The following is a 26,199-nucleotide window of genomic DNA, read 5'->3' on the forward strand; positions in this document are numbered from 1 at the left end:
CGTTTTTAGTGAGGTATGTCACGAACTTATCTTTATTTACGGAACTTTTTGTTTGTTTCATTAACTTGCAATAAATATGTGATTTAGATCGTTTGCGTGAGCGATTTTATGACTTTTTAAGCCAGTCGATTAACCAACACAAATCGTTAGTGATCCGAGTAATAAGGCGTTCGTATGAATTGGAGAACCAAAGAGGACGTTTGAATGAAAGAAGTCATGTTATTCCCGCTCACCTCGGTTGTACTACCCGAAGGCAAGATGAATCTGCGTATTTTTGAACCAAGATATAAGCGCATGGTGAAAGAGTGTAGTCTGAAAAATGTGGGGTTTGGTGTTTGCCTAGTAGGAAGCGAGGGTGACCCTAAAGACGTGGGAAATGTTTCATCTATCGGAACTTTGGTCAGGATCGTTGATTTTGAAACACTCAGTGATGGTCTTCTTGGTATTACAGTCGCTGGTGAGAAACGCTTTGTTATCAAACGAGTTCGTGCGGACTCGGACGGTTTACGCCATGCAGAAGTCGAATGGTTAGACAATTGGCAACATCCAGACAACTCACCAGATTTTTTCTATTTAAGCCAGCAGTTATCCCATATTTATGAAGAGTTTCCGCAACTTGGAAACCTTTACCTGCATCGTTTTTACGACGACTCAGCTTGGGTTACCCAGCGCTGGCTTGAATTACTTCCTTTAGACTGCAATCTGTTCGAACAGCTCGTTGGCGCAGAGGACTGTATTCCTGCGTTGCAATTTCTGACAGATGCCATAGAAGCCCCGAATAACAAAGAGGCAAGGATATGAAAGGATTTAGCAGAGTTGCGCTAACTATGGTGGCGGCATTAGGATTGTCTGCGTGTGGCTCCGACAGTGACACCATCGAGTATTCCAATTTGCAAGCAGTACATGCGTCTTCTGATGCGCCGCTTGCAAATGTGTGGATAAACGATAAACCATCATTGAAAGGTGTTGATTATGGTATGGGGTCTGGGTACATGAAGTTACGTGAGGGCATGAACTCAATTCAAGTTGATGTTCAACTGCCAAGCGATGAAACCGCGACCGTAATACCTAAAACAGAATTAGATCTCGATTCTGACCTCAATTACAACGTGTTCGTTATTGGTGATGCCGATGGTTCGCCAAACCCAGTAGAACCTTTAGTTGTGACTCGCAGCGCCGATTCAATGGCTGATGCCAATAGTTTAGATGTTCAAGTTGTTCATGCAGCGTCTGGCGTTCCTGCCGTAGATCTCTACGTCACGGAGCCAGGGGCTGATCTTGCTAGCGCGACACCGCTTATTAATCTTGCATACAAAGCATCTACAGACGTATTGAACATCCCCGCTGGTGAGTACCAAGTTCGACTTGCTGTTGGGGATAGCGTTGCTTTTGACTCGGGCACAATATCTCTTGCTGCTAATTCAAACTTGACGATTGCCGCTATCGGTACCGGAGATTCAAATAGCACGTCACCGGTTAAGCTGTTGGTATTGGATGGTTCAGGATCTTCTATAATCGAGGATATGGGCAGCCAAGCTGAAGTAAGAGTCGGACACCTTGTCGATGGAGCGCCAATCGTCGATGTTAACGTTAATGGCGCGGCCTTCGGTCCTCTTGCTGACTTAGCGTTCAAAGAGATTCGTGGTTATTTGGGTCTCGATGCTGGCGCTTACGATATTGACGTTTACGTGGATGGCACAACAACCAATCCTATTATCGATGTTGACGGGTTAATGGTTGCGGGCGGAATGGATTACAGTGTTTATGCAGTCGGTGTTGTTAGCCCAGCGATTGATATCGAACCTCTGGTTGTTGAAGACATGAGACGCGCAGTGGCAACCAGTGCGACGTTAAACGTGACTCATGCGGCAGCCAACCCAGTAGCAGAGATGGTTGATATCTACCTCACAACGTCAGTAGGGATAGAGGGCAGTGATCCAACCATCACAAACTTTGCGTATAAAGAAAGTGCGAAAGGATTGTATGTTGCGGCAGGCACTTACTACGTAACTGTCACCGTCGCAGGCAACTCTGACGCGGTCGCGATCGATTCGCTACCAGTACACTTAATGAATGGTGTTGTCTACCAAGTGGTTGCTATTGATGACGGAAACAATGGTGGCTTCAATCTTCTCGTTGATGACATCACCGATTAGGAAGAAGGGAGGTGAGAGCCTCCCTATAGTAAAGGCTGATTATGATGAGTGATAGCCCACAAAAATTGGGGCGAAATGAATGGAACGCTTACATGGATAAAGTAAAAGCCAAAGATAGAGAGGCTTTTGCGTTCGTATTCCGTTTTTATGCACCCAAGCTAAAACAGTTTGCCTACAAGCACGTTGGTAATGAGCAAGTTGCTATGGAGATGGTTCAAGAAACCATGGCAACGGTCTGGCAAAAAGCTCATCTTTACGATGGAAAGAAGAGTGCGTTATCGACGTGGATATACACGATTATCCGCAACTTGTGTTTTGACTTACTCAGAAAACAAAAGGGTAAAGAGCTTCACATCCATTCTGATGACATTTGGCCATCGGAATATTATCCGCCAGATTTGGTTGATCATTATTCTCCAGAACAAGACATGTTGAAGGAACAGGTGGTGAAGTTTCTTGATATTTTGCCTAAAAATCAGAGAGACGTATTGCAAGCGGTTTATCTCGAAGAACTGCCACATCAGCAAGTTGCGGAACTTTTTGACATACCGCTAGGCACGGTGAAGTCTCGGTTAAGACTCGCAGTAGAAAAGTTAAGGCACTCAATGCATACGGAGCAACTATGAACAAACATCCAGATAACAACTTGTTAGAAGCGTACGCTTCGGGCAGCATTGATGCGGTTTCTGGTCTTGTGGTCGCCACACATTTAGAGACGTGCTCAAAGTGCCGAGCGTATGTAAACCAAGTAGAAGCAAGTCAAGCAAACACAGTGAGTGAAAGTCCATCAGAGTATTCACCTGAGTTTGATGACATGTTTAACGACATTATTAACGCAGAACCTGTGAACGACAATGTGGTGATTCAAGATACAGCTTTCGTCAATGTCGCAGGTAAAAGCTTCGAGCTTCCAAAAACGTTAGTGCGCTTTTCTGATTTGGTGGGATCGTGGCGAAGCTACGGTGGGAAGGTTTTTAGTGCACAAATTGATTTGGGTGAAGATGCCCGAGTGAGCCTGATGTACATCGGCGAAAATGTACAAATCCCACAACACACGCACAGAGGGTTGGAATCCACACTGGTTCTGCATGGTGGATTTAGCGATGAAGACGGGCAGTATGAAGAAGGCGACTTGATGATACGAGATGCCTCAGTCAAACACAGCCCCTTTACTCAGGAAGGTGAAGACTGTTTGTGTTTAACGGTACTCACTGAGCCAATGATTTTCACGCAAGGTGTTGCACGAATCTTCAATTTGTTCGGCAAAGGGCTTTACCCGTAAGCTTCGAATGCCGCGTTTTGTATAGAAAAAAACCACCGTATTGTGCGGTGGTTTATTATTCTTACTTTTGAGCAAATTTGCGGTAGTTAGTGCTTATGCCGCGCTTTTTCCAAAAGATCCGTAAAGTAATGACGCAGTGAATACAACATGATCAAGCTTGGGACCACCATTACGGCTGTGAGAATGAAAAACGTGCTCCAGTCATTTAGGTAGTCAACCAATTCACCGCTGAATGACGCTAGCGTGGTTCGTCCAAAGTTTCCTAGCGACGCAAGCAATGCATATTGAGTGGCAGAGAACGCTTGCCCGGTTAATAGAGTCAGAAACGAGACAAAGGCTACGGTGGAAAATGCCGTCGTAAAATTATCAACGATGATGGTCGCTAAATACAGATGCTCGTTAGGGCCAACAGATGCTATCCAAGCAAACATCAAGTTACTCGCTGACATAGCAATGCCGCCAATCATCAAACCGCGCACGATACCAAACTTCACATTGAACATACTGCCAACGAGAGTAAAGAAGATGGTGGCTCCCCATCCGATCAACTTCGAGTAGTAGCCAATTTGTTCGTTGCTAAAGCCAATGTCTTTGTAGAAAGCAATCGACATGCGGCCCAGGAAAGCTTCGCCAATCTTAAACAAGAAGACAAACAGCAACAGGGTTATCGCGACGCGAACACCATTGCGGTTGAAGAAATCGAGGAAAGGCTCAACAACGGTGACAGTAAACCACGCCACAAGTTTTGAACCGACGACTTCTTTGTGTCTTTGTTCCGCTTCGGATTGGAGCCTTTCACGTTGTGTGACTGGTTCGCCCACTAACAAAGTGAACACCATGAGTACCACAACAACGGCTGCCATACCGTAATACACACCGTTCCAGCCGATAGTATCGGCGTTAACAAACGCCAAGTATCCCGGCAATGAGTAGCCTGTCCACCATCCGATGACTGCCATAGCCGAAGCTTGTGGCAACTTAGATTCTTCCGATTTTGGAAAAGTATCAATTCGGAAAGCGTCGATGGCGATGTCTTGTGTTGCCGATGCCGTTGCAATACACAAGGCGAGCAGAGAGGCGAAAATGAGATTTTCCGCAGGATTGACCCCTGCAATGAATAATGTGGCAACCAGCACAATGCTTTGACAGAAAAAGATCCAACTGCGTCTTTGTCCAAGCAGAGGATACAACAGCGGTAACTTCACTCGGTCGACCAAGGGAGCCCACAGAAAGTTGATCGCATAGACCGCAAAGACACTACCAAAATAGCCGATTGCGGAAAGGGTCAAGCCGGCGTCTTTTAGCCAACCAGACATGTTTGAGCCGATAAGTACCCATGGAAAGCCGCTAGAACAGCCCAACATGAAAACCCACATGAGTCGCTTATCAAGGTAACTTTTTACCGTTTCCAACCAAGTGATGGAAGGTAATGAAGACATAAATCAATCCAATAAAATGAAGCCATGGAACGAGAAAGCCCTTCGAATATTCAAAGGGCTTATGGATTTGGTTATTTGAGTAGCGTTGCTTTAGTAATGACGATTTGCGTCTCTGGTACATCACGCATTCGACCTACTGTAGTGGTTGGCTGCTGTGCCATTTTTTCGATAACGTCGAATCCTTCAGTCACCTCACCAAATACCGCATAACCCGGTGGGCGAGCACCATAGTTTAGGAAGTCATTGTCGACGAGGTTGACGAAGAATTGGCGAGTTGCAGAGTCTGGTGCATTAGTGCGTGCCATTGCGATGGTTGCGCGGTCATTGTTCAGACCATTATTTCCTTCGTTTTTGATTGGCGCGTATGTTTTTACCATCTGCATGTCTTGGTTAAAGCCGCCACCTTGTGCCATGAATCCTGGGATAATACGATGGAAAATCGTACCTTCGTAGCTGCCGTCTTCTACATATTTCAGAAAGTTAGCCACTGTGATTGGCGCTTTTTCTTCATTCAGCTCGACGGTAAATGAACCTAACGTTGTTTCAAACGCCACTTTTGGCCCTGCCCAAACACTGCAGCTAAGTAATGCTAAAGAAAGAATCGCTTTGCGTAACATTAGAAACGCTCCTGCATGTACTGACGAAGCTCTGGGTCGTTAGCAATTTCTTTAAGCGTTAACGTCACTACATCATTCAGTGTTTCTTCAATATCAGAATCTGAAGCGCTTAAAGTGCCAGAGCGTTTTGCAGTACCTGTGTAGGTTTTCACCAATTTGCCTTGTGGTGTTTCTGCTGTGATCTCTAGTATCACTTTGGCATCCATTTGGTTTTCCATCACGGAATGTTTGACGTTCACTAGCGCTTCTTGAACATTCAGTTCAATTGCGTTGTTGCTGTTTAAATCAGAGTGGAAACCTTGAGATGAGAACTGTTTCTCTAAAGCTTCTTCTAATGCAATGCGTAAGTTTTGTTTCGCATGAAGTGGTAGAATGTTTGAACGACCGTTATCAACCAAAGCTACGTACTGCGCTGCGCGCACGTCTTTGCTGGTCAAGCTGTATGTTTTGCCTTGTACAATAGGATTGGTGCTCAAGGTGCTTTCAGGCATTAGGTTCAGTTGCGGTTGTTGTGGCGCTGAACATGCAGCAAGCAATGCAACCGAAGCCGCGAGTAACAGTTTTTTCATTTTATTGTTCCTTGTAAACATTTTGCTCGGAGAGCTCTATTGTTTTGCGCTTAATTTAGCAGGATTTTTTGTTGCCTGTAAAATCACGAACTTATTGTTAGAAGCGATGAGTTTCACATTCTTATCACCAAACAGACGTTTCAACTTGGCATCGTAGCCGAGGTGACGGTTTCCTATGACGAGTAACTTGCCATTTTGGTTCAAAATTTGTTTTGCATCACAGAACATTTGCCATGCGATATGATCGGTAATGGCTTGTTGCTGATGGAACGGTGGGTTACACATGATTAAATCGCAACTGTCAGGTTTGAATCCATCCAAACAGTTATTGGCCACGCACTGAATGTCGCGACCTTCGCCTAAGTTATCCAATAAGTTCTGCTTGGCAGATTCAAGCGCCATGAAGCTTTCATCAACGCAAGTCAGTCTTACATTTGGATTGAGTTGACCTGCTTTTACCGATAAGACGCCGTTACCGCATCCCAAATCGATAATGTGGTTGATTGAGGCGTCTTGAGGAATATGTTGCAGCATAAAACGCGCACCTAAATCTAAGCTTTCTCCTGAATAGACATTTGGCAGGTTTTTAAGCTGAATGTGTTCACCTTCGATACCCCAAGCCGTGATTGGATCTACTTCAATTCTTGGTTCTGCATTGGCCTGAGAAAAGACCAGTCGATGCTTTTTCCACGCCAGTGACGTTTTAGTCTCTCCAAGATATTTTTCGAACAACTTTAATGTAGATGTATGGATTTCTTTGGCTTTGTTTACAGCAATCACAGGGCAAGCGGTTGGAAGCACTTTGCGAAGTTGGCTCAAGATCCAAACAAGATGACGATTACTTTTAGGTAGCTGGACTAACACAAGATCTGTATTCGCAGGAATACTGTCCATTGTGGTCAGAAATGCCACTTTATTACATTGATTGTCTTCAAGATTTTTTTGAGCACCTTTGTGAGAGACGAAAGAATCGCTCATAAAAGTGACATGATGTTTTTCAGAAAACCAGCAAGCGAGGGCACCAAAGTTATCATTGATAACAACGATGTTTTGATGGTCAGGTAACGCCATTTCTTCGACGTGATTGATCAGGTACTCATCACCCGCATCCCAAGCTTGAAGCGTTTCGTTAGAACGCTTAGGAAAACGATGAAGCGTGAGGCTTCTACCGTGAAGATTCAATTCGGTTTTCATAAGTAAACGTAGGTTGATTCAATAAACTAGTGATTATTGTCGCAAATGATGGCTTACGTAGATACAAAAAGCTGTCAAATTTTCTATTTAACTCGCCGAAATAGCGTAAAGTGGCAAGCTTGTGGCTCGTGCTTTAAACGCATCTGTGCTGAATGGGCTGAACCTTTGCCAGTATTAACGCGAAACAAAGTCGCAAAATGGGAAGAGTATCAAGTCTCCACCTCTTTAGGAGTTGGGTATATACTTATGGCATTTGCATCATTGAGGAAAGAATATGATCCAAGAAATCATAGAGAAGAAGTTACATAGTGAGCTGCAACCAAGCTACTTAAAAGTTATCAACGAAAGTTACATGCACAATGTACCGCCTGGCTCGGAAAGTCACTTTAAAGTCATTGTTGTGAGTGACTTATTTGCCGGTCAGAGATTGATTGGCCGTCACCGTCAAGTTCATCAAATTCTTGCCGATGAGCTAGATAATCATATTCACGCGCTTGCGATCCATACTTACACAGAGGAAGAGTGGAAACGTGAGCAAAATGGTGCACCAGACAGTCCAATGTGTATGGGAGGAGGGCGTTAACCCCTTTCAAACCAGACGTTTTTAGAAAGATGGCTCAGGCCATCTTTTTTTGTTTTACATTTTGTGTGGGACAAAAATGTGGCACAAATGTTGGTTAAAAAATGTGTTAACAGCGTTTCAACAAATGAATATAAATTAAAGCATATTTCAGGCTGTGAATATTTCATTTCCATAAGGTATGTGTGGAATATGTCATTTGTGCGTTCGGTCAAAGTTATGACTAATATTTGACCTTTTAGACCTGATTCTATCGAAATTACCCCTCTATTCTGATGATTGGTCATGGCATCAAGTTCCTAAAAAATGCTAGACTACCGCACCTGATAAATCTCTCATATTTCATGTGACGAGATTTTTAATAGGATGTTGCGATTTTGGTGTTTTAAACAACATCAAAACCGGACACTGATGTCGTGTCTAAAAGTTACGCAATCAAAAGAATCTTTTTCCCGATAAAAGTAGTGCAAGTGCGTATGATTACAATAAAGAAGGGCTTGGATCTTCCTATCGCAGGAACTCCATCCCAGGTGATTAATGATGGTAAGACCATCAAAAAAGTCGCCTTGCTTGGCGAAGAGTACGTTGGCATGCGTCCTACCATGCATGTCCGCGTTGGTGATGAAGTGAAAAAAGCGCAAATTCTTTTTGAAGACAAGAAGAACCCTGGCGTGAAATTTACTGCACCAGCAGCCGGTAAAGTGATCGAAGTTAACCGTGGCGCTAAACGTGTCCTTCAATCTGTAGTGATTGAAGTGGCAGGTGAAGAGCAGGTGACATTCGATAAGTTCGAAGCCGCTCAACTATCTGGTCTAGATCGCGAAGTGATCAAGACTCAACTGGTTGAATCTGGCCTTTGGACCGCTTTACGTACTCGTCCGTTTAGCAAGGTTCCAGCAATCGAGTCTGCTACTAAGGCTATTTTCGTAACTGCAATGGATACTAATCCTCTTGCAGCTAAGCCTGAGTTGATCATTAACGAACAACAAGAAGCATTCATTGCCGGTCTAGACATTCTTTCAGCCCTGACAGAAGGCAAGGTTTACGTATGTAAATCTGGCACTAGCTTGCCACGCTCTTCTCAGTCTAACGTAGAAGAACACGTCTTCGATGGCCCTCACCCAGCAGGTCTTGCTGGCACCCACATGCATTTCCTATACCCAGTAAATGCAGAAAACGTGGCTTGGAGCATCAACTACCAAGACGTTATCGCGTTCGGTAAGCTGTTCCTAACAGGTGAGCTATACACAGACCGTGTTATCTCTCTAGCGGGGCCAGTGGTGAATAACCCACGTCTGGTTCGTACCGTAATGGGTGCTAGCCTTGACGACCTAACAGATAGCGAACTGATGCCTGGCGAAGTTCGTGTGATCTCTGGCTCAGTACTAACTGGCACTCACGCTACAGGTCCACACGCGTACCTTGGCCGTTACCATCAGCAGGTTTCTGTATTACGCGAAGGCCGTGAAAAAGAACTGCTCGGCTGGGCTATGCCTGGTAAGAACAAGTTCTCAGTAACTCGCTCATTCCTTGGTCACCTATTCAAAGGTCAGTTGTTCAACATGACAACATCGACTAATGGTAGTGACCGTTCAATGGTTCCAATCGGCAGCTACGAACGCGTAATGCCATTAGATATGGAACCTACTTTGCTACTTCGCGATCTATGCGCGGGCGATAGTGACAGTGCTCAAGCACTGGGCGCTCTAGAGCTAGACGAAGAAGATTTGGCATTGTGTACCTTTGTTTGTCCTGGTAAGTACGAGTACGGTCAACTACTTCGTGAATGCCTAGATAAGATCGAGAAGGAAGGGTAATTTCCATGGCTCTTAAAAAGTTTCTTGAAGACATCGAGCATCACTTTGAGCCTGGTGGTAAACATGAAAAATGGTTTGCCCTGTACGAAGCTGTCGCTACAGTTTTCTACACGCCAGGTCTAGTAACAAAGAAAAGCTCACACGTTCGTGATAGCGTTGACCTAAAACGTATCATGATCATGGTTTGGTTTGCGGTATTCCCAGCAATGTTCTGGGGTATGTACAACGCAGGTGGCCAAGCTATTGCAGCTCTAAACCACATGTACGCTGGTGATCAACTAGCGACAGTTATCGCAGGTAACTGGCACTACTGGCTGACTGAAATGCTAGGCGGATCGATTTCTGCTGATGCAGGCGTTGGCAGTAAGATGCTACTAGGTGCGACGTACTTCCTACCAATCTACGCAACAGTATTCCTTGTTGGTGGTTTCTGGGAAGTGCTTTTCTGTATGGTGCGTAAGCACGAAGTTAACGAAGGTTTCTTTGTAACTTCTATTCTTTTCGCACTTATCGTTCCACCAACGCTACCTCTATGGCAAGCGGCACTAGGTATTACATTTGGTGTTGTTGTTGCTAAAGAGATCTTCGGTGGTACAGGTCGCAACTTCCTTAACCCTGCACTTGCAGGTCGTGCTTTCCTATTCTTTGCTTACCCAGCGCAAATCTCGGGTGACGTAGTTTGGACTGCAGCTGACGGCTTCTCTGGTGCAACTGCTCTTAGCCAATGGGCTCACGGCGGTAGCGGCGCGTTGATCAACAACATCACTGGCGCTCCTATCACTTGGATGGATGCTTTCATCGGCAACATCCCTGGTTCAATTGGTGAAGTATCGACTCTTGCTCTAATGATCGGTGCAGCGATGATCGTTTACATGCGAATCGCTTCATGGCGCATCATTGCGGGTGTAATGATCGGTATGATTGCAGTATCGACACTGTTTAACGTGGTCGGTTCTGACACCAACCCAATGTTCAACATGCCATGGCACTGGCACCTAGTTCTAGGTGGTTTTGCATTCGGTATGTTCTTCATGGCTACAGACCCAGTATCAGCTTCATTTACTAACAAAGGTAAATGGTGGTACGGCATCCTAATCGGTGCAATGTGTGTGATGATCCGTGTAGTTAACCCAGCGTACCCAGAAGGTATGATGCTGGCGATTCTATTCGCGAACCTATTCGCACCTCTGTTCGACCATGTAGTAATTGAGAAGAACATCAAGCGGAGACTAGCACGCTATGGCAAGTAATAACGACAGCATTAAAAAGACGCTGGGTGTTGTTATCGGGTTGAGCCTTGTTTGTTCAATCATCGTATCAACAGCAGCAGTAGGTCTGCGTGATAAGCAAAAAGCTAACGCTGTCCTAGATAAACAATCAAAGATTGTTGAAGTTGCTGGCATTGAAGCAAATGGTAAGAAAGTACCTGAGCTATATGCTGAATACATCGAGCCTCGCTTGGTTGATTTCGCAACAGGCGAATTCGTTGAAGAAGCGGCTGATGGTTCTAAAGCAGCTAACTACGATCAACGTAAAGCAGCGAAAGACAACGCGACGTCTATTAAGCTTACAGCTGAGCAAGACAAAGCTAAGATCATTCGTCGTGCTAACACGGGTATCGTATACCTAGTGAAAAACGGTGATGACGTTTCTAAAGTTATCATCCCAGTTCACGGTAACGGTCTATGGTCGATGATGTACGCATTCGTTGCAGTTGAAACTGACGGTAACACTGTGTCTGGTATCACTTACTACGAGCAAGGTGAAACTCCTGGACTTGGTGGTGAAGTTGAGAACCCATCATGGCGTGCTCAATGGGTTGGTAAGAAACTGTTCGACGAAAACCACAAACCAGCAATCAAGGTTGTTAAAGGTGGTGCGCCAGCAGGTTCTGAACACGGCGTTGATGGCCTATCTGGTGCGACACTAACTGGTAACGGTGTTCAAGGTACATTCGACTTCTGGTTAGGTGACATGGGCTTTGGTCCTTTCCTAGCAAAAGTTCGTGACGGAGGTCTGAACTAATGTCTAGCGCACAAAACATTAAAAAGAGCATTATGGCGCCGGTGTTGGATAACAACCCGATCGCGCTACAAGTTCTTGGTGTATGTTCTGCTCTTGCAGTAACAACTAAACTAGAAACGGCGTTTGTAATGACACTAGCGGTAACATTCGTAACTGCTCTGTCTAACTTCTCTGTTTCTCTGATCCGTAACCACATTCCTAACAGTGTGCGTATCATCGTTCAAATGGCGATCATCGCATCTCTAGTTATCGTGGTAGACCAGGTGCTAAAAGCTTACCTATACGATATCTCTAAACAGCTATCAGTATTCGTTGGCCTGATCATCACAAACTGTATCGTAATGGGTCGTGCTGAAGCATTCGCAATGAAGTCTGCGCCAGTACCTTCTCTAATCGACGGTATTGGTAACGGTCTAGGTTACGGTTTCGTTCTTATCACTGTTGGTTTCTTCCGTGAGCTATTCGGCTCAGGCAAACTATTTGGTATGGAAGTACTACCTCTAGTGAGCAACGGTGGTTGGTACCAGCCTAACGGTCTAATGCTACTAGCACCATCTGCATTCTTCCTAATCGGCTTCCTGATCTGGGTAATCCGTGTGTTTAAACCAGAACAAGTAGAAGCGAAGGAGTAAGGGCGTCATGGAACATTACATCAGTCTGTTAGTTAAATCGATTTTCATCGAGAACATGGCACTGTCTTTCTTCCTAGGTATGTGTACTTTCCTTGCCGTATCTAAGAAAGTTAAGACCTCTTTCGGTCTAGGTGTTGCAGTTGTGGTAGTTTTGACTATCGCTGTTCCTGTGAACAACCTAGTTTACAACCTAGTTCTGAAAGAAAATGCGTTAGTTGAGGGCGTGGACCTTAGCTTCCTAAACTTCATCACCTTTATCGGTGTAATTGCAGCACTTGTACAGATCCTAGAGATGGTTCTTGACCGTTTCTTCCCACCTTTGTACAACGCGCTAGGCATCTTCTTACCGTTGATCACAGTAAACTGTGCGATCTTCGGTGGTGTATCTTTCATGGTACAACGTGACTACAACTTTGCTGAATCTGTTGTTTACGGTTTCGGTTCTGGTGTGGGTTGGATGCTAGCAATCGTTGCTCTTGCAGGTATCCGTGAGAAGATGAAGTACTCTGACGTACCTCCAGGTCTACGTGGTCTTGGCATCACATTCATCACTGTAGGTCTTATGGCGTTAGGCTTTATGTCTTTCTCTGGTGTTCAACTGTAAGTCGGGTAAACCGCAACAATTAAGGAATAGTCAATGGACATTATTCTTGGTGTAGTGATGTTTACTCTGATCGTACTTGCGCTAGTACTAGTGATTCTTTTCGCTAAGTCTAAGCTTGTACCAACAGGTGACATTACAATTTCTGTGAACGGTGACGCTGATAAAGCGATCGTTACACAACCAGGCGGTAAGCTACTGAGTGCTCTAGCTGGTGCTGGCGTATTCGTATCTTCTGCTTGTGGTGGCGGTGGCTCTTGTGGTCAGTGTCGCGTAAAAGTTAAATCTGGCGGTGGCGACATCCTACCAACTGAGCTTGATCACATCACTAAAGGTGAAGCTCGTGAAGGTGAGCGTCTAGCGTGTCAGGTGGCAGTGAAAACTGACATGGACATCGAACTACCAGAAGAAATCTTCGGCGTTAAGAAGTGGGAATGTACGGTTATCTCTAACGATAACAAAGCGACATTCATCAAAGAGCTTAAGCTACAAATTCCAGATGGCGAATCAGTACCTTTCCGTGCTGGTGGTTACATCCAGATTGAAGCGCCAGCTCACCACGTTAAATACGCGGACTACGATATTCCTCAGGAATACCGTGAGGACTGGGAGAAGTTCAATCTTTTCCGTTACGAGTCTAAAGTTAATGAAGAAACAATTCGTGCATACTCAATGGCTAACTACCCTGAAGAGCACGGTATCATCATGCTTAACGTTCGTATCGCAACTCCGCCGCCGAACAACCCAGACGTACCACCGGGCATCATGTCTTCGTACATCTGGTCTTTGAAAGAAGGTGACAAGTGTACTATCTCTGGCCCATTTGGTGAGTTCTTCGCGAAAGACACTGACGCAGAAATGGTATTCATTGGTGGTGGTGCAGGTATGGCTCCAATGCGTTCTCATATCTTCGACCAGCTAAAACGTCTGCACTCTAAGCGCAAGATGTCATTCTGGTACGGTGCACGTTCTAAACGTGAAATGTTCTACGTTGAAGACTTCGATGGCCTAGCGGCTGAGAACGACAACTTCGTATGGCACTGTGCACTGTCAGATCCACTTCCAGAAGATAACTGGGATGGTTACACAGGCTTTATTCACAACGTTCTTTACGAGAACTACTTACGTGATCACGAAGCTCCAGAAGACTGTGAGTACTACATGTGTGGTCCACCTATGATGAACGCGGCTGTTATCGGCATGCTGAAAGACCTAGGTGTAGAGGATGAGAACATCCTACTAGATGACTTCGGTGGTTAATCCCTCCAAGTGATTGTATTTATGGCTAGCTCTCTGAGGGCTAGCCATTATTTTTTCTGAAATACAAAACCATATTCAACAGTTGCTATAGGAAATTGGATTGACGGACATGGTCCTATTCCCCATATCAATTCAACAACAATGGGAGTAAACAAGTGAAAAAGTGGCTTGTTGCATTCGCTTCTCTATTGATTTTGGCTGGTTGTGAACAGCCTGCTGATCAAATTCATTTAAGCGGTCCTACAATGGGGACTTCTTACAACATTAAATACATTGAGCAAGACGGCATTCCGACGCCGAAGGCTCTGCAAACGGAAATCGATCGCCTGCTTGAAGAAGTCAACGATCAAATGTCGACTTACCGTGAAGACTCAGAGCTGAGTCGCTTTAACCAGCATCAAACAAGTGAGCCTTTCGAAGTGTCAGCGCAAACGGCAACCGTAGTAAAAGAAGCGGTTCGTCTCAATGGCCTAACTTTAGGTGCGCTTGATGTAACGGTTGGTCCTCTGGTTAACCTTTGGGGCTTTGGCCCAGAAGCTCGCCCTGACGTAGTGCCTTCTGATGAAGAGTTAGCGGCTCGTAAGGCAAACACTGGGATTCACCACCTGACCGTTGATGGCAATAAACTGTCAAAGGACATTCCTAATTTGTATGTTGACCTGTCAACGATTGCAAAAGGTTGGGGGGTTGATGTGGTTGCTGATTACCTACAATCGGTAGGGATCAAAAACTACATGGTCGAAGTTGGTGGCGAAATGCGTTTGAAAGGTATCAACCGAGAAGGTGTGCCATGGCGAATCGCGATTGAGAAACCAACGGTTGATGAGCGATCTATTCAAGAGATCATCGAACCAGGTGACATGGCAATTGCAACAAGTGGTGACTACCGTAATTACTTTGAGAGCAATGGTGTGCGATACTCTCACATTATCAATCCGCAAACAGGCAAACCAATCCATCATAAAGTGGTGTCTGTGACAGTATTGGATAAATCGTCGATGACTGCTGACGGTCTAGCAACGGGTCTTATGGTGCTAGGCGAAGAAAAAGGCATGGAAATCGCGAACGAAAATAACATTCCTGTTTTCATGATTGTGAAAACGGAAGATGGTTTTAAAGAGCTGGCTTCGGAAGCATACAAGCCATTCATGAACAAATAACATCAGAAGTGAGCATGTTCTTATGAGTACATTTCTAATTACATTTGCAGTGTTTGTTGCGGTGATCGCAGCGATGGCCGTTGGCTACATCTTCCAGAAGAAAGTAGTGAAAGGCAGCTGTGGTGGTCTTGGCGCAGTCGGCATAGAGAAAGTATGTAACTGCCCAGAGCCATGTGACGCACGCAAGAAGCGTGAAGCTCGCGAAGCTGCTCGTGCTGAAAAGCTAGCTGCGTGGGAAAAAGATCGTATCGCGTAACGCGCAAGCATAGAGTGCTTATCATTTTTCTATAACCCAGCTTCGGCTGGGTTATTTTTTGCGTGTATCAAAGCGCCGTGCTTTCTAAATAGAGAGTGAAATATTAGTACTTTCACGGGCGCATAATTGGGTGAGGTATATACTCAAATAAAGGTTCATTCGAGTCGGAGGACACAATGGAATTACATCAACATGGCATGGCTGATCTTTTCAATCAGCTCGGGTTAGGGAGCTCTTCCAAAGAAATTAAAGATTTCGTCAATACGCATCGACATAAACGAGAATCAGCACCTTTACACGAAGCGAGTTTCTGGACACATTCTCAGGCCGCATTTTTAAAACAGGCGATTGAAGAAGATGCGGACTGGGCTGAACTCGTGGATCAGCTCGATGTAATGTTACGGGATTGATGTCACTTGCAGCTGGGATCGCAAGAGTAAATCGGTTTGGTTTATCACTATTGGCGATCACTTTTTAGCCGGTGTTTGCTTGTCGCACGAATTGATTTATACTGTTTTTTTAAACAGTATTATTATTGGGTATGTCAGAACGAATCAGAAAAATCATTCATGTCGATATGGATTGTTTTTATGCTGCCGTTGAGATGCGAGATAACCCAAGCTATCGAGATATAGCACTTGCCGTTGGTGGCCATGAGAAACAGCGCGGTGTCATTAGTACGTGTAACTATGAAGCGCGCAAGTATGGCGTGCGTAGTGCTATGCCCACTGCTCGTGCATTGCAGCAGTGTCCCCACTTGCTTGTGGTTCCCGGTCGAATGCATGTCTATAAACAAGTCTCTCAGCAAATTCGTGCGATCTTCGAGCGTTATACCTCGCTTATTGAACCCCTTTCTCTCGATGAAGCTTACCTCGATGTGACTGATGCGAGCGCATGTCGCGGCTCTGCAACTCTGATTGCGGAGTCTATTCGTAATGATATTCGTCGTGAACTTGCTTTGACCGCCTCTGCTGGGGTTGCACCAATCAAGTTTTTGGCCAAAGTTGCGTCCGACATGAATAAACCGAATGGACAATTCGTTATCCCACCGGAGAACGTTCAGGAAGTGGTCGATAAGTTGCCACTAGAGAAAATTCCCGGGGTCGGCAAGGTCAGTCTAGAAAAGTTACATCAAGCGGGCTTTTATCTGTGTGAAGACATTAAAAATAGCGACTATCGAGAACTGTTACGCCAATTCGGTCGTCAAGGCGCATCATTGTGGAAACGCAGCCATGGTATCGATGATCGAGAAGTGGTCGTCGAGCGTGAGAGAAAGTCGGTTGGTGTTGAGCGAACGTTTAGCCAAAACATCTTTACTTATGATGAGTGTTGGCAAGTGATCGAAGAGAAACTATATCCAGAGCTGGAAAAGCGACTAGAGCGCGCCAGTCCAGATAAATCGATCATTAAGCAAGGTATTAAGGTAAAGTTTGCGGACTTCCAACTCACCACCATTGAACATATTCATCCTCAGTTAGAACTTGAGGACTTTAAGTTGCTGCTAAATGACATCTTAAAGCGGCAAAATGGTCGTGAAATTCGCCTCTTAGGCTTGAGTGTTATGCTCAAGCCAGAAGAGCAAGCCCGTCAACTGAGCTTCTTTTAATCTATTCCCGCACGCTTTCAACCAAGTGTAGTACCTGTTCGAAGGACACATTAGCTAATGCACCATACCCTGATAGCTTTGAGGCTTTAAGTTGGCTGATCAACGGCGTGCTGATACCACATAAGAATCTGGCGATGGCTTCGTTACTGATTACCGAAGGGGAAAGTTGGACAAACTCTGCAATCCAAGCGGAGGCGACTTCTGGTTCAGGTTGATCATAAGTCCGAGGTGGGAACACCGCTCTCTGTCCTCGACACGCAGAACAATGACCGCAGTGAGTAGGGGCATTGTGGTCGGCAAAGTAACTGGCTAATTGATGACTTAAACAATCTGACGATTGGAACAACCCCAACATGGCGTGAATTCGGTCGATGTCTTTGCGCTCTTTAGACTGGAACAGCTCGTACAGATGCTGCGTGATGTCTTCGATATTCTGTGTCTCAGGTAAGACGGAATACACATCGGTTAGCTGCTTGCTTTCCAGTTCAACCCAACCATTCTGATGAAAGTAATCCAGTGCAGCGACAACGCGGCTACGTTCCGAGTGATAGTGCATCCAAAGAGCATCGAGATCGACTTGGCACCATACTTTCGCTTTGGTTGAACAAGTGAAAATGGCTTCTACAAACTCGCGTCGTTCTCCTTGGAATTGGTTAACGATAAATTGCTGATCTTGTAGGAATTTGAATCGATATTCGGCAAAGTAGCTAAACTTAGCTTCGATCACTTTCGTAAGCTCTAAATACACCAACAGCGTCTTGAGTGGTAACTGGCGGATATTGCTCTCGCGAGACAAACGTAGTGGCACGACTTCCCACTGAGGTTGGTGCTCTTTGATTTGACCCAATACATAACTAATCGAAGAGCGCTCAGGCGTGTCGCCAAACACAAAGTTTTCTAATACAGTTAGACCAGAAGTATTGCCAAGCAGAATGCATTCAGAGCGTTGTCCATCTCGTCCTGCTCGACCTATTTCTTGTGCATAGTTTTCAATGGATTTAGGTAGATCAAAGTGAATCACACGGCGAATATCTGATTTGTCGACACCCATCCCAAAGGCAATCGTGGCCACAATGCAGTCAATTTGGCCCGCCATAAATTGCTGTTGTATTTGCTCACGAACTTCACTTTTCATTCCCGCATGATACGCATGAGCGTTAACGCCAATGTGGATCAATGACTTAGCCACTTGCTCTGCAGTTTGCTGTTGCGTTACGTAAACGATGGTTGGCAGTTTAGGGGCTGCGGCGACAATCGTGTTGAGTTGCGTTTGCTTTTCGGACTCTTCGCAAGGGATGACTGAAATATCGAGGTTCGAACGGTAAAAGCCAGTTACAGTAATGTGGTCACTCGTAATATCGAATTTATTTTTCATGTCCTCAATAACGGCGGGCGTTGCTGTGGCGGTCAGCAATAAGGTTTGGGGAATATTCAGTTCTCGCTGATATTGCGGTAACTTGAGGTAATCCGGACGGAAGTTATGCCCCCACTCAGAGATACAGTGCGCTTCATCGACTACCATCAAAGAGATTGGCACTTGACGAATGAACTCGCGAAAGCGCTCGTTTTTGAGGCGTTCGACAGAAATCATCAAAATTTTGATTTCACCGTTTTTGACTCCAACCATTACGCGTTGCGCTTCTTCTCTGCTTTGGCTGCTATCGATAGAAGCGGCGGCGATCCCTTTGCTTTGCAAAAAGCTCAGCTGATCTTTCATTAGTGCCAGTAATGGCGAGATCACTAAAGTGAGGTTTGGCAGCATGGTGGCGGGGAGTTGATAACAAAGAGATTTGCCCGAGCCCGTTGGGAATATTGCTGCTGCAGAGTAACCATCCATGACCGATTCAATAACTGGTTGTTGGCCTTGGCGTAATGAGTCAAAACCAAACACGGATTGAAGCGTTTGTAGTAACTGGGTACTTTGCATGTTAGGGAAACCTTTCTTCGGTGATAGACTAGGGTACATTAACATATCCTGCCTACTGAGCGCGCCTTCAAAAAGTATGAACAAAGCTGAGTTAATCCAAATCATCATTCATCAATTGGAAGAAAAACTTCGAATTGCACACGCTTCCACCCAAAGAGCCATTGATGCCGCAACGGACGAAGAAACTGTGCCCGAGCATAAGTACGACACGCTTGCATTAGAGGCTTCCTATCTTGCTCACGGCCAATCAATGCGAGTACAAGAGAGTGAGGACGAATTGCGTCAGTATCGCTCAATGGTTATTCGCGACTTTACGGATGCGCCAATAGGTGTAGGCGCGTATGTGGTTCTCGTCGATGAGAATAATATCGAAAAACGCTTTTTCATCGGTCCGTGCTCTGGTGGACTAACGGTGGCTTGGCAAGATCAGGAAGTCTTTGTCTTAACAGCGAAATCACCATTGGGACGAGCGTTACTTGGCAAAGAGGAAGGCGAAGAGTTTGAGATGAAAATTGGCGATAAAACAACTTGTTACGAAGTCGTGACGGTGTTCTGACATCAAATGTATAACTGAGTGTTATGTTTAACAGAAGTTATTTTGAAGATAAGAGAATGACATGAAGAAACTTTTTACACTTTCATTGCTGATGGTTAGTGCAACAGGCTATGCAGCGCAATGTCGTGTGGACATCCATAATGAAGTTCGTATGGATGGACAGAGTTTGGAAATTCGCCAGACTTCTGGTGATAAAGCCGTCGTGGACGAAGACAACAACCTGTTCATCAAAGGTGAGTTGATTGAACTCGATGCAGAGCAGAAAGCCGCGATTGAAGCATATCGCGAAAAAATGAATGCCTATATCCCTCAAGCTAAGCAGCTAGCGAGTGATGGCTTGGAACTCGCCAATGACATCATTGATGATGTGGCAGCGAGTTTGGATGCGCCGGGCGCGTTTGATAACGTAAAAGTTGCAGTTAAAGACTTCTTTGCTGATGTGCAATCTCGTTATTACAAAGATGGTGATTTTATTTTGCCTGCAGACAGCTTTGAATCGATGACGCAGGGCTGGACGAAAGATTTTGAAAAAGCGCAGGAGATTTTTAATAAAGAGTTTCTGGCTAGCGCGTTCGATGCTTTATCGAAAAAAATGAAAGAAGAGGGTGGTTTAAACCTGACAGCACTCTCTGAAAGCATGGCAGAATTAAGTGCGAAAGTTGAGCAGCGTTTGGCTGAACATTCGAAAGAGGTGGAGCAACAAGCGGAAGACTTATGTGAATCTCTGGACAATATGGCAGGGCAAGAAGACGATTTGTTGAAGAAAATTCCTGAGTTGAAAGACTATCGAGTCTTTACCATTTGATGAATCGCTTCGCGTAGAAACAACATCTAAAAATACAAAGAAAGAGAGCGCCGTGTGGCGCTCTCTTTTCGTTTTAGTGGTTCCATCTTTTGGTCGAGTTGCGAGGGTTTGACCAAACGCACCTAACCGGCTTAAAGGCGCTTATTGCGCGTTCATCTGAGTTAACTTATCACCAACAGGTTTTGAGAAGTTAAAGCCATCATGCTGATCCCAGTTGATAGACCACGTCATTACGCCAGCATAATTCGGGTAGTTGAACGCTGGTTTAACGGTGCCACAGGATGTGCCTTTTGTTAAACAGTCTAGCGCACTAAGAATATTTTGTGTCGGAGCCTGACCTGAGTTTGCCGAGCTTGGGCCTGAAGGTAAACCGATCGCGACTTGATCATCACGCAATGGCGCAAACTGAGTGCCGTCGGCTAGTTCAAAACCTTCGATAAGCATCTTAGATTGAGCGACCATCATATCAACAGAGCCTTCTGGTGCAGAACCTGGTAGGTACGGGTTTGGTAGACCGCCGTTGTTGTATAGCTGAACATGAAGCAAGTCGAGCGTGCTGCGAGTATCGTTGATCACTGGAATGTACGCTCCCCAAATTCCGCTGTAAGCGACGTAACCGCCTTGAACATAAGGGTGTTCAGGTGCCATGGTTAGGTACATATCGCCCCCCATGTTTTGCTCAATTTGCAGCAAAGCACGACCAAGGCGAGCTTGAATTTGTGAACCGTGTACTAGGTTAGATCCACTCTCTAAATCCACATCGAGACCATCAAAGCCCCATTCAGCGATAAGGCCAGTTAGACTAGAAACAAAGTTCGCTTCGTCTTGGTCAGTGTTTAGAGTGATAGTGCCTTCAGCGCCTCCAAGAGATAGAACGAACTTCTTACCTTTCGCTTGCAATGCAGCCATATCTTGTTTGAATTGCGTTGGGTCGAGTGCAGGACAATCACTGTAAATATCGCCAGAATACAGGTTGAAGTGCACTGTGCCATCGCTGTTTCGGTCGTTTTCAGCAAAGGCAATATCAATCACATCCCAAGCGTCAGCCATGTCTGCCAGTCTGATTGGGCAACCCGCACCGTTCACGAAGTTGTGCCAGTAACCAATCAGTTTATGACGTTTTTCTGTCTGCTCTACAACTGTCACCGCTGCCGCGTCAGATAATGCGGTGCTTCCGGCAAGATCGACGGCTTGAGCGCTTACGGTAAACTGTCCGATTGCGGCTGGTGTCCAGTTCGCAGAGTAAGGTGCAGTCGTATCTGTGGCGACAACGGCGCCGTTGACCATAAAGTCAACTTGCTTAATGCCTGAAGTTAAAGACGTTGCATCGGCGCTTAATGCGAGATTTTTGCCTAAGCCAACCGTTTGACCTGCGCTAGGTGAAGTAAGAGAGATGACTAAATCTTTATCACTGACATTTACGTTCACAACAGATTCTGACGTATTGTTGTCGTTATCGGTTGCAACGGCTTTAAGCTGGTTAGCGCCAATAAGTGTGGCGTTCCAAGTTACGGAATATGGCGCTTGAGTAACGACACCTAAGCGAACGTTATTCGCGTAAAACTCCACTTGCGTAACCGTGCCATCTGAGTCGCTTGCGTTGGCTGCGATTTCGTTGTTGCTGCCTGCGAGCACGACTTGCCCATCAGTTGGGGCGGTAATGGTAACTTGAGGTGGTGTTGAGCACGCTCCTAGGCCAGTCCAAGCGTCTTTCCAGTACAGGCCTTCACCTGGCTCGTAGGCCCATGTTGCATCGGACGAACACCAACCCGCAACGTCACAACGATATTTTTGGTTAAGGTTAGATACCAGAGCTCCTACTTCATAACGTGTGCCAGCAACGTAAGGTAGAGCATCAGCACACCCACCATTGCCTGTTTCTGAATTCGCGACGACCAGCGCCACTTCTTGACTCGTGGTAGAGAGATTAGAGTCATCTGTCGCTTGAGCTTTAAATGAGTGCGTGCCAACACTCGCTGTCCATTGGTATTCGTAAGGTGCACTGGTATCAATGGCGACAGATTGGTTGTTAACGAAGAACTCAACTTGAGTAACTACGCCATCAAAGTCATCAGCTTGAGCAGTGACGGTTAGGTTATCCCCCACACTCAGTGTTTCCGTACCTGTTGGGCTAGTGAGAGTAATGCTAGGTGGCGGCAGCTCTACTTGAGGCTGAACGACGATAGCAACCGTTGTGGAGGTTACTGCGCCTTCATTGTCTGTCGCAATCGCGGTGAGTTGAGAAACGCCTTGGGCTGCGGTCCAAGAAGCCTCAAATGGCGCTTGGGTGACGATAGCAACGGTTTGGTCACCCGCTAAAAACTCCACTTGTGTGACCTGTCCGTCCTCGTCGGACGCATTGGCTAACAGAGTAATGGCGCTGCCTTCAGGAATTTGCGCGTTGTTCGTTGGAGAAGAGAAGGACACCGTTGGCGACAGATTACTGTTTCCTCCATCACATTGACCTAATGCCTTCCACGCTTCCCATGAGCCTGAGTTGGTGACGGGGTCGTTACCTTGTGTCCAATAAGCGGCCTCATAGGCGGCACCTTGAGTTTTCACTTGAGTGCCTGAGGTGTAGATCGCTGTGCTATCCCAATCAGGCAGGCTTTGGCAGTTGTAGGCTTGAGCTTGATAGCTAACACTGAGTGCAGCGACCACCGCTCCGTGAAGTAGAGTGACCTTCATTTTCCTCTCCTTGAGTCATGGATATAAATGAGAACAGAGTAATAACTAGCTGATAAATAGACATAAGGGGGAAAAAGCGAAGAACAATATTCTGCTTTTCGACACAATATCACGAGGAACTATTCGCCTCTTACAGTCGAGCTCATTATTTTTCGGCTCACTTCACGATGAATGAATCAGTGGTTTTTGCGTGGTGATACAGTCGATTTGATGGCAAATAACGGTTTGATGATGGGATGATGAATATGAGATGTATGTAAAAATTTACAAACTGAATGTCTGCCATTTGTATCGTTTGTCGAGTATTTGACCTGCTTGCTCTTGTTGATTAGTTAATATTGCTATAGTGTACTAGTTAGCTAGTTCATTGATATTTTGTGTGAGTGGTATGACACAACAAACTTCTTCTCAGCCTCGCGAGCATTTTGGCTCTCGTCTCGGATTCATCTTAGCCGCCGCCGGCGCTGCGGTTGGTCTGGGTAATATTTGGGGCTTCCCAACACAAGCAGCAAGTAATGGTGGTGGAGCCTTCTTGCTGGTTTATTTAGTGATGATTCTTATCGTTGCTTTTCCTATGCTGGTGGTTGAAATGGCGATTGGTCGTCATGGTCAAGCCAACCCAGTAGATAGCATGCGTGCATTAACCAACCACCCGACAGGCAAAAAGCTTGGCGGTATTGTGGGCTGGATTGGTTTGAGTGTACCAAGTGCAGTCTTAGCGTTTTATTCCATTGTTGGCGGTTGGTTGATCTGCTTTTTGCTAGGTGCGGTTACCGACATCATGGGAATGGAAGCGGCGACTCAATGGTTAAAAGGTTTTAGTGTAGAGCGCAACTTGTTCGGTACGATTACATTTTATGTACTTACCATTTTGATCGTGCAAGGTGGCGTTAAACAAGGCATTGAGAAATGGTCAACACGTCTAATGCCTGCGTTGTTCGTGTTATTCGGTTTGCTGTTTGTTTACATCATGACTCAAAACGGCGCGATGGAAGGTCTGAAGCATTACTTGGTGCCTGATTTCGAGAAAGTATGGGACCGTAAACTAATTCTTGCTGCAATGGGGCAGGGCTTCTTCTCACTGACGATTGGTGGTTGTTCAATGCTGATCTACGGCTCTTACTTGAGCAAGAAAGAGAACCTTCCAAAGATGGCAATGAATGTGACCTTGGTCGATACGGCTGTTGCCTTTATTGCAGGACTAGTGGTGATGCCAGCGATGTTTGTTGCGATGCAAAAAGGTGTCCAAATCTACGCTGAAGACGGTTCTCTATTGAGCTCAGACACCTTGGTATTTACCGTATTGCCACTGATGTTTGATAGCTTAGGTTTACTTGGCCAACTGTTCTCAATCGTGTTTTTCTTATTGCTGACGATTGCGGCGCTGACGTCTTCCATCTCAATGTTAGAGTGTCCGGTGGCGTTAGTGAGTGAACGTTTCAATACTAAGCGCAGTGCGACTAGCTGGGTGCTAGGTGGTCTTATTGCTCTGTTCAGCGTAGTGATTGTGTACAACTTTGGCGCGTTGTTTGGCATGGTTGCGACGGTTGCAACTCAGTATTTACAGCCAACTGCGGCACTACTGTTCTGCTTGTTTGGTGGTTGGGTATGGAATCGTAACTCTAAAATTAAAGAGCTTGAGCAGGGCTGCCCTGAATTCACACAAGGCTGGTTTGGTAAATTGTGGCCTGCGTATGTGAAGTTTGTGTGTCCTGTATTAGTTGCGACGGTGATCTGGGCTTCGTTCGGTTAACAAGCAAAGATACAGCATAAACAAAGGGCTTGATGTATACATCAAGCCCTTTTTTCATGATTGTCGTTGGGGGGGGGCCGTCGTGATTAACGGAACTGACCTGCTTCGGGTAAGAAATCAAACCCTGCCGTAGCCAATTTTGCTTCAAGCGCCGTGCGGTCTATATCAAAAAAAGCAACCAGCTTATTCAGATCACCGCCGAAGTCGTCACGTAGCTTCATGTTGACGATGCTCATCAGCATGACTGGGTCCATCGATTCAAAGTTCGCTAAGTTCATTACTTGTCCTCAAAATCTGAAATCAGTAGGTTTGCAGCCGCAAACGCCGCTTTCTCTCGTACTTCTTTTGGCAAAGATTCATCCGCCGCAACATCGTTTAGCGCTTTTACTGCACAAGAAATTGCTTGAGGGATGTAGGCTTGATCGCCGCTACCAATTTGAGCATAAAGCTCACGAACTAATTCACAACAGCCGTATACTTGCATGTTTTCTTTCCACTAAATGATAACTTATCTCAATATACACATAGCGGATTTGAAACTCAAAGCTGAGAGTTGTTTTGGCTCAAGTTGAGGTGCATCTTGGACAAGCTTTAATCACTGCATCTGCGCTTCTAATTGATACGTCACTTCCGGAGAAAGCTGAAGCTGCTTAGCCAGCTCTTGTAAGTAAGCTTTTTCCATGAAGTTTTGTTCATCGGCAACAATGAGTGACGCTAAATAGATCTCAGAAGCTTGCTGTGGTGTCGACGCTTGGCTTGCAATTTCTACTGGATCAAGTGGCTTATGCAACTCTTGTTGAACCAACTGACGAACGTGTTCATCTGCTCCCATTTCTGTAAGGGCTTGTTCAATTCGGGCCATTTCCACATCATCGACATGACCATCGGCTTTGGCTGCACCAATCATGGCTTTTAAAATTAATACGCTGTGTTTGCTATCTTGTGGATCGAAGGGTTCATGGACGCCTTGATCACTCTGCTTAGCTTGCCAATCGTTATACACTTTGTAGGCAAGTGCACCGAGTGCTGCCGCTCCACCGACTTTAAGCGCGCCAGAACCCATTTTCTTCGCCATCTTTTTGCTTTTCTTTGAGCCCATAAGCATGCCAATCAATCCACCACCGATGGCTCCTGCGCCGAGCGTTTTGAACTGGCTAGAGCTGGATGATGATTTGATGTTTTGAGTTTGCTTACCCATGGCGTCAGCACCTTGTTTGAGTAAATCAGAGTTGAGCGCTTGGTTTAGAAGACTTTTTAAATCCATAACTGACCTCCT

Annotated in this window: 27 protein-coding genes; 18 read left to right on the forward strand and 9 right to left on the reverse strand. The window is 45.6% G+C overall.

Annotation, left to right across the window (positions count from 1 at the left end; genetic code table 11):
• Positions 1-204 precede the first annotated feature (204 nt).
• Genes UF05_RS04240 through UF05_RS04255 form a run of 4 tightly spaced genes read left to right on the forward strand, consistent with a single transcriptional unit; the run spans position 205 to position 3,438 of the window.
• Positions 205-801: an LON peptidase substrate-binding domain-containing protein gene (locus UF05_RS04240; protein ID WP_020841190.1), complete on the forward strand. Its 597-nt coding sequence runs from the start codon at positions 205-207 to the stop codon at positions 799-801.
• The gene (locus UF05_RS04245; protein WP_045545040.1) at positions 798-2,156 is read left to right on the forward strand and encodes a DUF4397 domain-containing protein; all 1,359 of its coding nucleotides are present in this window, start codon (positions 798-800) and stop codon (positions 2,154-2,156) included. Before UF05_RS04240 ends, UF05_RS04245 begins: the two co-directional genes overlap by 4 nt.
• 41 nt (positions 2,157-2,197) lie before the next feature.
• Positions 2,198-2,782: an RNA polymerase sigma factor gene (locus tag UF05_RS04250; RefSeq protein WP_005456530.1), complete on the forward strand. Its 585-nt coding sequence runs from the start codon at positions 2,198-2,200 to the stop codon at positions 2,780-2,782.
• Entirely contained in the window at positions 2,779-3,438 is a 660-nt protein-coding gene (locus tag UF05_RS04255) for a ChrR family anti-sigma-E factor (protein ID WP_020841188.1), read from the forward strand. The genes UF05_RS04250 and UF05_RS04255 overlap by 4 nt, the downstream gene beginning before the upstream one ends.
• A gap of 86 nt (positions 3,439-3,524) precedes the next feature.
• On the opposite strand, the gene UF05_RS04260 is transcribed toward UF05_RS04255, so the two are convergent.
• The 4 genes from UF05_RS04260 to UF05_RS04275 all read right to left on the reverse strand — a co-directional run bounded on the left by UF05_RS04260 (position 3,525) and on the right by UF05_RS04275 (position 7,257).
• Entirely contained in the window at positions 3,525-4,877 is a 1,353-nt protein-coding gene (locus UF05_RS04260; RefSeq protein WP_045545041.1) for an AmpG family muropeptide MFS transporter, read from the reverse strand.
• A gap of 71 nt (positions 4,878-4,948) precedes the next feature.
• A complete protein-coding gene (locus UF05_RS04265) occupies positions 4,949-5,494 on the reverse strand; it encodes a peptidylprolyl isomerase (protein ID WP_005456634.1) in 546 nt (181 codons plus the stop codon).
• The gene (locus tag UF05_RS04270; RefSeq protein WP_005456550.1) at positions 5,494-6,063 is read right to left on the reverse strand and encodes a YajG family lipoprotein; all 570 of its coding nucleotides are present in this window, start codon (positions 6,061-6,063) and stop codon (positions 5,494-5,496) included. The genes UF05_RS04265 and UF05_RS04270 overlap by 1 nt, the downstream gene beginning before the upstream one ends.
• 36 nt (positions 6,064-6,099) lie before the next feature.
• Positions 6,100-7,257: a methyltransferase gene (locus UF05_RS04275; RefSeq protein WP_020841185.1), complete on the reverse strand. Its 1,158-nt coding sequence runs from the start codon at positions 7,255-7,257 to the stop codon at positions 6,100-6,102.
• Between the two features lie 274 nt (positions 7,258-7,531).
• Here UF05_RS04275 and bolA point away from each other — a divergent pair, with 274 nt between their 5' ends.
• The 11 genes from bolA to dinB all read left to right on the forward strand — a co-directional run bounded on the left by bolA (position 7,532) and on the right by dinB (position 17,194).
• Positions 7,532-7,840 carry a transcriptional regulator BolA gene (gene bolA, locus UF05_RS04280; RefSeq protein WP_005456570.1) on the forward strand — a complete coding sequence of 103 codons (309 nt, stop codon included), beginning with the start codon at positions 7,532-7,534 and terminating at the stop codon, positions 7,838-7,840.
• A gap of 473 nt (positions 7,841-8,313) precedes the next feature.
• Positions 8,314-9,654 (forward strand): Na(+)-translocating NADH-quinone reductase subunit A, encoded by a 1,341-nt coding sequence (locus UF05_RS04290; protein WP_005494215.1) that lies wholly within the window; start codon positions 8,314-8,316, stop codon positions 9,652-9,654.
• Positions 9,655-9,659: 5 nt separating this feature from the next.
• Complete coding sequence (locus UF05_RS04295; RefSeq protein WP_005456580.1) at positions 9,660-10,904, forward strand: NADH:ubiquinone reductase (Na(+)-transporting) subunit B; 1,245 nt, start codon at positions 9,660-9,662, stop codon at positions 10,902-10,904.
• On the forward strand, positions 10,894-11,679 hold the full coding sequence (locus tag UF05_RS04300) for a Na(+)-translocating NADH-quinone reductase subunit C (RefSeq protein WP_005456526.1): 786 nt from the start codon (positions 10,894-10,896) through the stop codon (positions 11,677-11,679). Before UF05_RS04295 ends, UF05_RS04300 begins: the two co-directional genes overlap by 11 nt.
• Positions 11,679-12,311: an NADH:ubiquinone reductase (Na(+)-transporting) subunit D gene (locus tag UF05_RS04305; RefSeq protein WP_005456515.1), complete on the forward strand. Its 633-nt coding sequence runs from the start codon at positions 11,679-11,681 to the stop codon at positions 12,309-12,311. The genes UF05_RS04300 and UF05_RS04305 overlap by 1 nt, the downstream gene beginning before the upstream one ends.
• A 7-nt stretch (positions 12,312-12,318) precedes the next feature.
• A complete protein-coding gene (gene nqrE / locus UF05_RS04310) occupies positions 12,319-12,915 on the forward strand; it encodes an NADH:ubiquinone reductase (Na(+)-transporting) subunit E (RefSeq protein WP_005436652.1) in 597 nt (198 codons plus the stop codon).
• Positions 12,916-12,948: 33 nt separating this feature from the next.
• Entirely contained in the window at positions 12,949-14,172 is a 1,224-nt protein-coding gene (gene nqrF / locus UF05_RS04315) for an NADH:ubiquinone reductase (Na(+)-transporting) subunit F (RefSeq protein ID WP_005456545.1), read from the forward strand.
• Positions 14,173-14,327: 155 nt separating this feature from the next.
• Complete coding sequence (locus UF05_RS04320; RefSeq protein ID WP_005494217.1) at positions 14,328-15,332, forward strand: FAD:protein FMN transferase; 1,005 nt, start codon at positions 14,328-14,330, stop codon at positions 15,330-15,332.
• Between the two features lie 22 nt (positions 15,333-15,354).
• Complete coding sequence (nqrM, locus tag UF05_RS04325; protein ID WP_005436655.1) at positions 15,355-15,588, forward strand: (Na+)-NQR maturation NqrM; 234 nt, start codon at positions 15,355-15,357, stop codon at positions 15,586-15,588.
• A gap of 176 nt (positions 15,589-15,764) precedes the next feature.
• A complete protein-coding gene (locus UF05_RS04330) occupies positions 15,765-15,998 on the forward strand; it encodes a DUF2789 domain-containing protein (protein WP_020841183.1) in 234 nt (77 codons plus the stop codon).
• A gap of 131 nt (positions 15,999-16,129) precedes the next feature.
• The gene (gene dinB, locus UF05_RS04335; RefSeq protein ID WP_045545042.1) at positions 16,130-17,194 is read left to right on the forward strand and encodes a DNA polymerase IV; all 1,065 of its coding nucleotides are present in this window, start codon (positions 16,130-16,132) and stop codon (positions 17,192-17,194) included.
• A 1-nt stretch (position 17,195) separates the two neighbouring features.
• Here dinB and UF05_RS04340 read toward each other — a convergent pair whose 3' ends face one another.
• Positions 17,196-19,121, reverse strand: a complete 1,926-nt coding sequence (locus tag UF05_RS04340) for a RecQ family ATP-dependent DNA helicase (protein ID WP_045545067.1) — start codon at positions 19,119-19,121, stop codon at positions 17,196-17,198.
• A 76-nt stretch (positions 19,122-19,197) separates the two neighbouring features.
• Between UF05_RS04340 and UF05_RS04345 the strand changes: the two genes are divergently transcribed.
• A complete protein-coding gene (locus UF05_RS04345; RefSeq protein ID WP_029864552.1) occupies positions 19,198-19,677 on the forward strand; it encodes a GreA/GreB family elongation factor in 480 nt (159 codons plus the stop codon).
• Positions 19,678-19,738: 61 nt separating this feature from the next.
• Positions 19,739-20,482, forward strand: a complete 744-nt coding sequence (locus tag UF05_RS04350; protein WP_021449939.1) for a YggN family protein — start codon at positions 19,739-19,741, stop codon at positions 20,480-20,482.
• 141 nt (positions 20,483-20,623) lie between these two features.
• Here the strand turns inward: UF05_RS04350 and UF05_RS04355 are convergent, their stop codons facing one another.
• Positions 20,624-23,170, reverse strand: coding sequence for an Ig-like domain-containing protein (locus tag UF05_RS04355; protein ID WP_045545043.1), 2,547 nt, complete (start codon positions 23,168-23,170; stop codon positions 20,624-20,626).
• Positions 23,171-23,558: 388 nt separating this feature from the next.
• Here UF05_RS04355 and UF05_RS04360 point away from each other — a divergent pair, with 388 nt between their 5' ends.
• A complete protein-coding gene (locus UF05_RS04360) occupies positions 23,559-24,923 on the forward strand; it encodes a sodium-dependent transporter (RefSeq protein WP_005456537.1) in 1,365 nt (454 codons plus the stop codon).
• 86 nt (positions 24,924-25,009) lie between these two features.
• On the opposite strand, the gene UF05_RS04365 is transcribed toward UF05_RS04360, so the two are convergent.
• The 3 genes from UF05_RS04365 to UF05_RS04375 all read right to left on the reverse strand — a co-directional run bounded on the left by UF05_RS04365 (position 25,010) and on the right by UF05_RS04375 (position 26,187).
• Positions 25,010-25,201 (reverse strand): DUF4250 domain-containing protein, encoded by a 192-nt coding sequence (locus UF05_RS04365; protein ID WP_042765545.1) that lies wholly within the window; start codon positions 25,199-25,201, stop codon positions 25,010-25,012.
• A complete protein-coding gene (locus tag UF05_RS04370) occupies positions 25,201-25,407 on the reverse strand; it encodes a YaeP family protein (protein ID WP_005391765.1) in 207 nt (68 codons plus the stop codon). The genes UF05_RS04365 and UF05_RS04370 overlap by 1 nt, the downstream gene beginning before the upstream one ends.
• A gap of 111 nt (positions 25,408-25,518) precedes the next feature.
• Positions 25,519-26,187 carry a tellurite resistance TerB family protein gene (locus tag UF05_RS04375; RefSeq protein WP_020841177.1) on the reverse strand — a complete coding sequence of 223 codons (669 nt, stop codon included), beginning with the start codon at positions 26,185-26,187 and terminating at the stop codon, positions 25,519-25,521.
• Positions 26,188-26,199: the final 12 nt, after the last annotated feature.

The sequence above is a fragment of the Vibrio sp. S457-15 genome, from assembly GCF_000960545.1.
In the GTDB taxonomy this organism is placed as follows: Bacteria; Pseudomonadota; Gammaproteobacteria; order Enterobacterales; family Vibrionaceae; genus Vibrio; species Vibrio parahaemolyticus.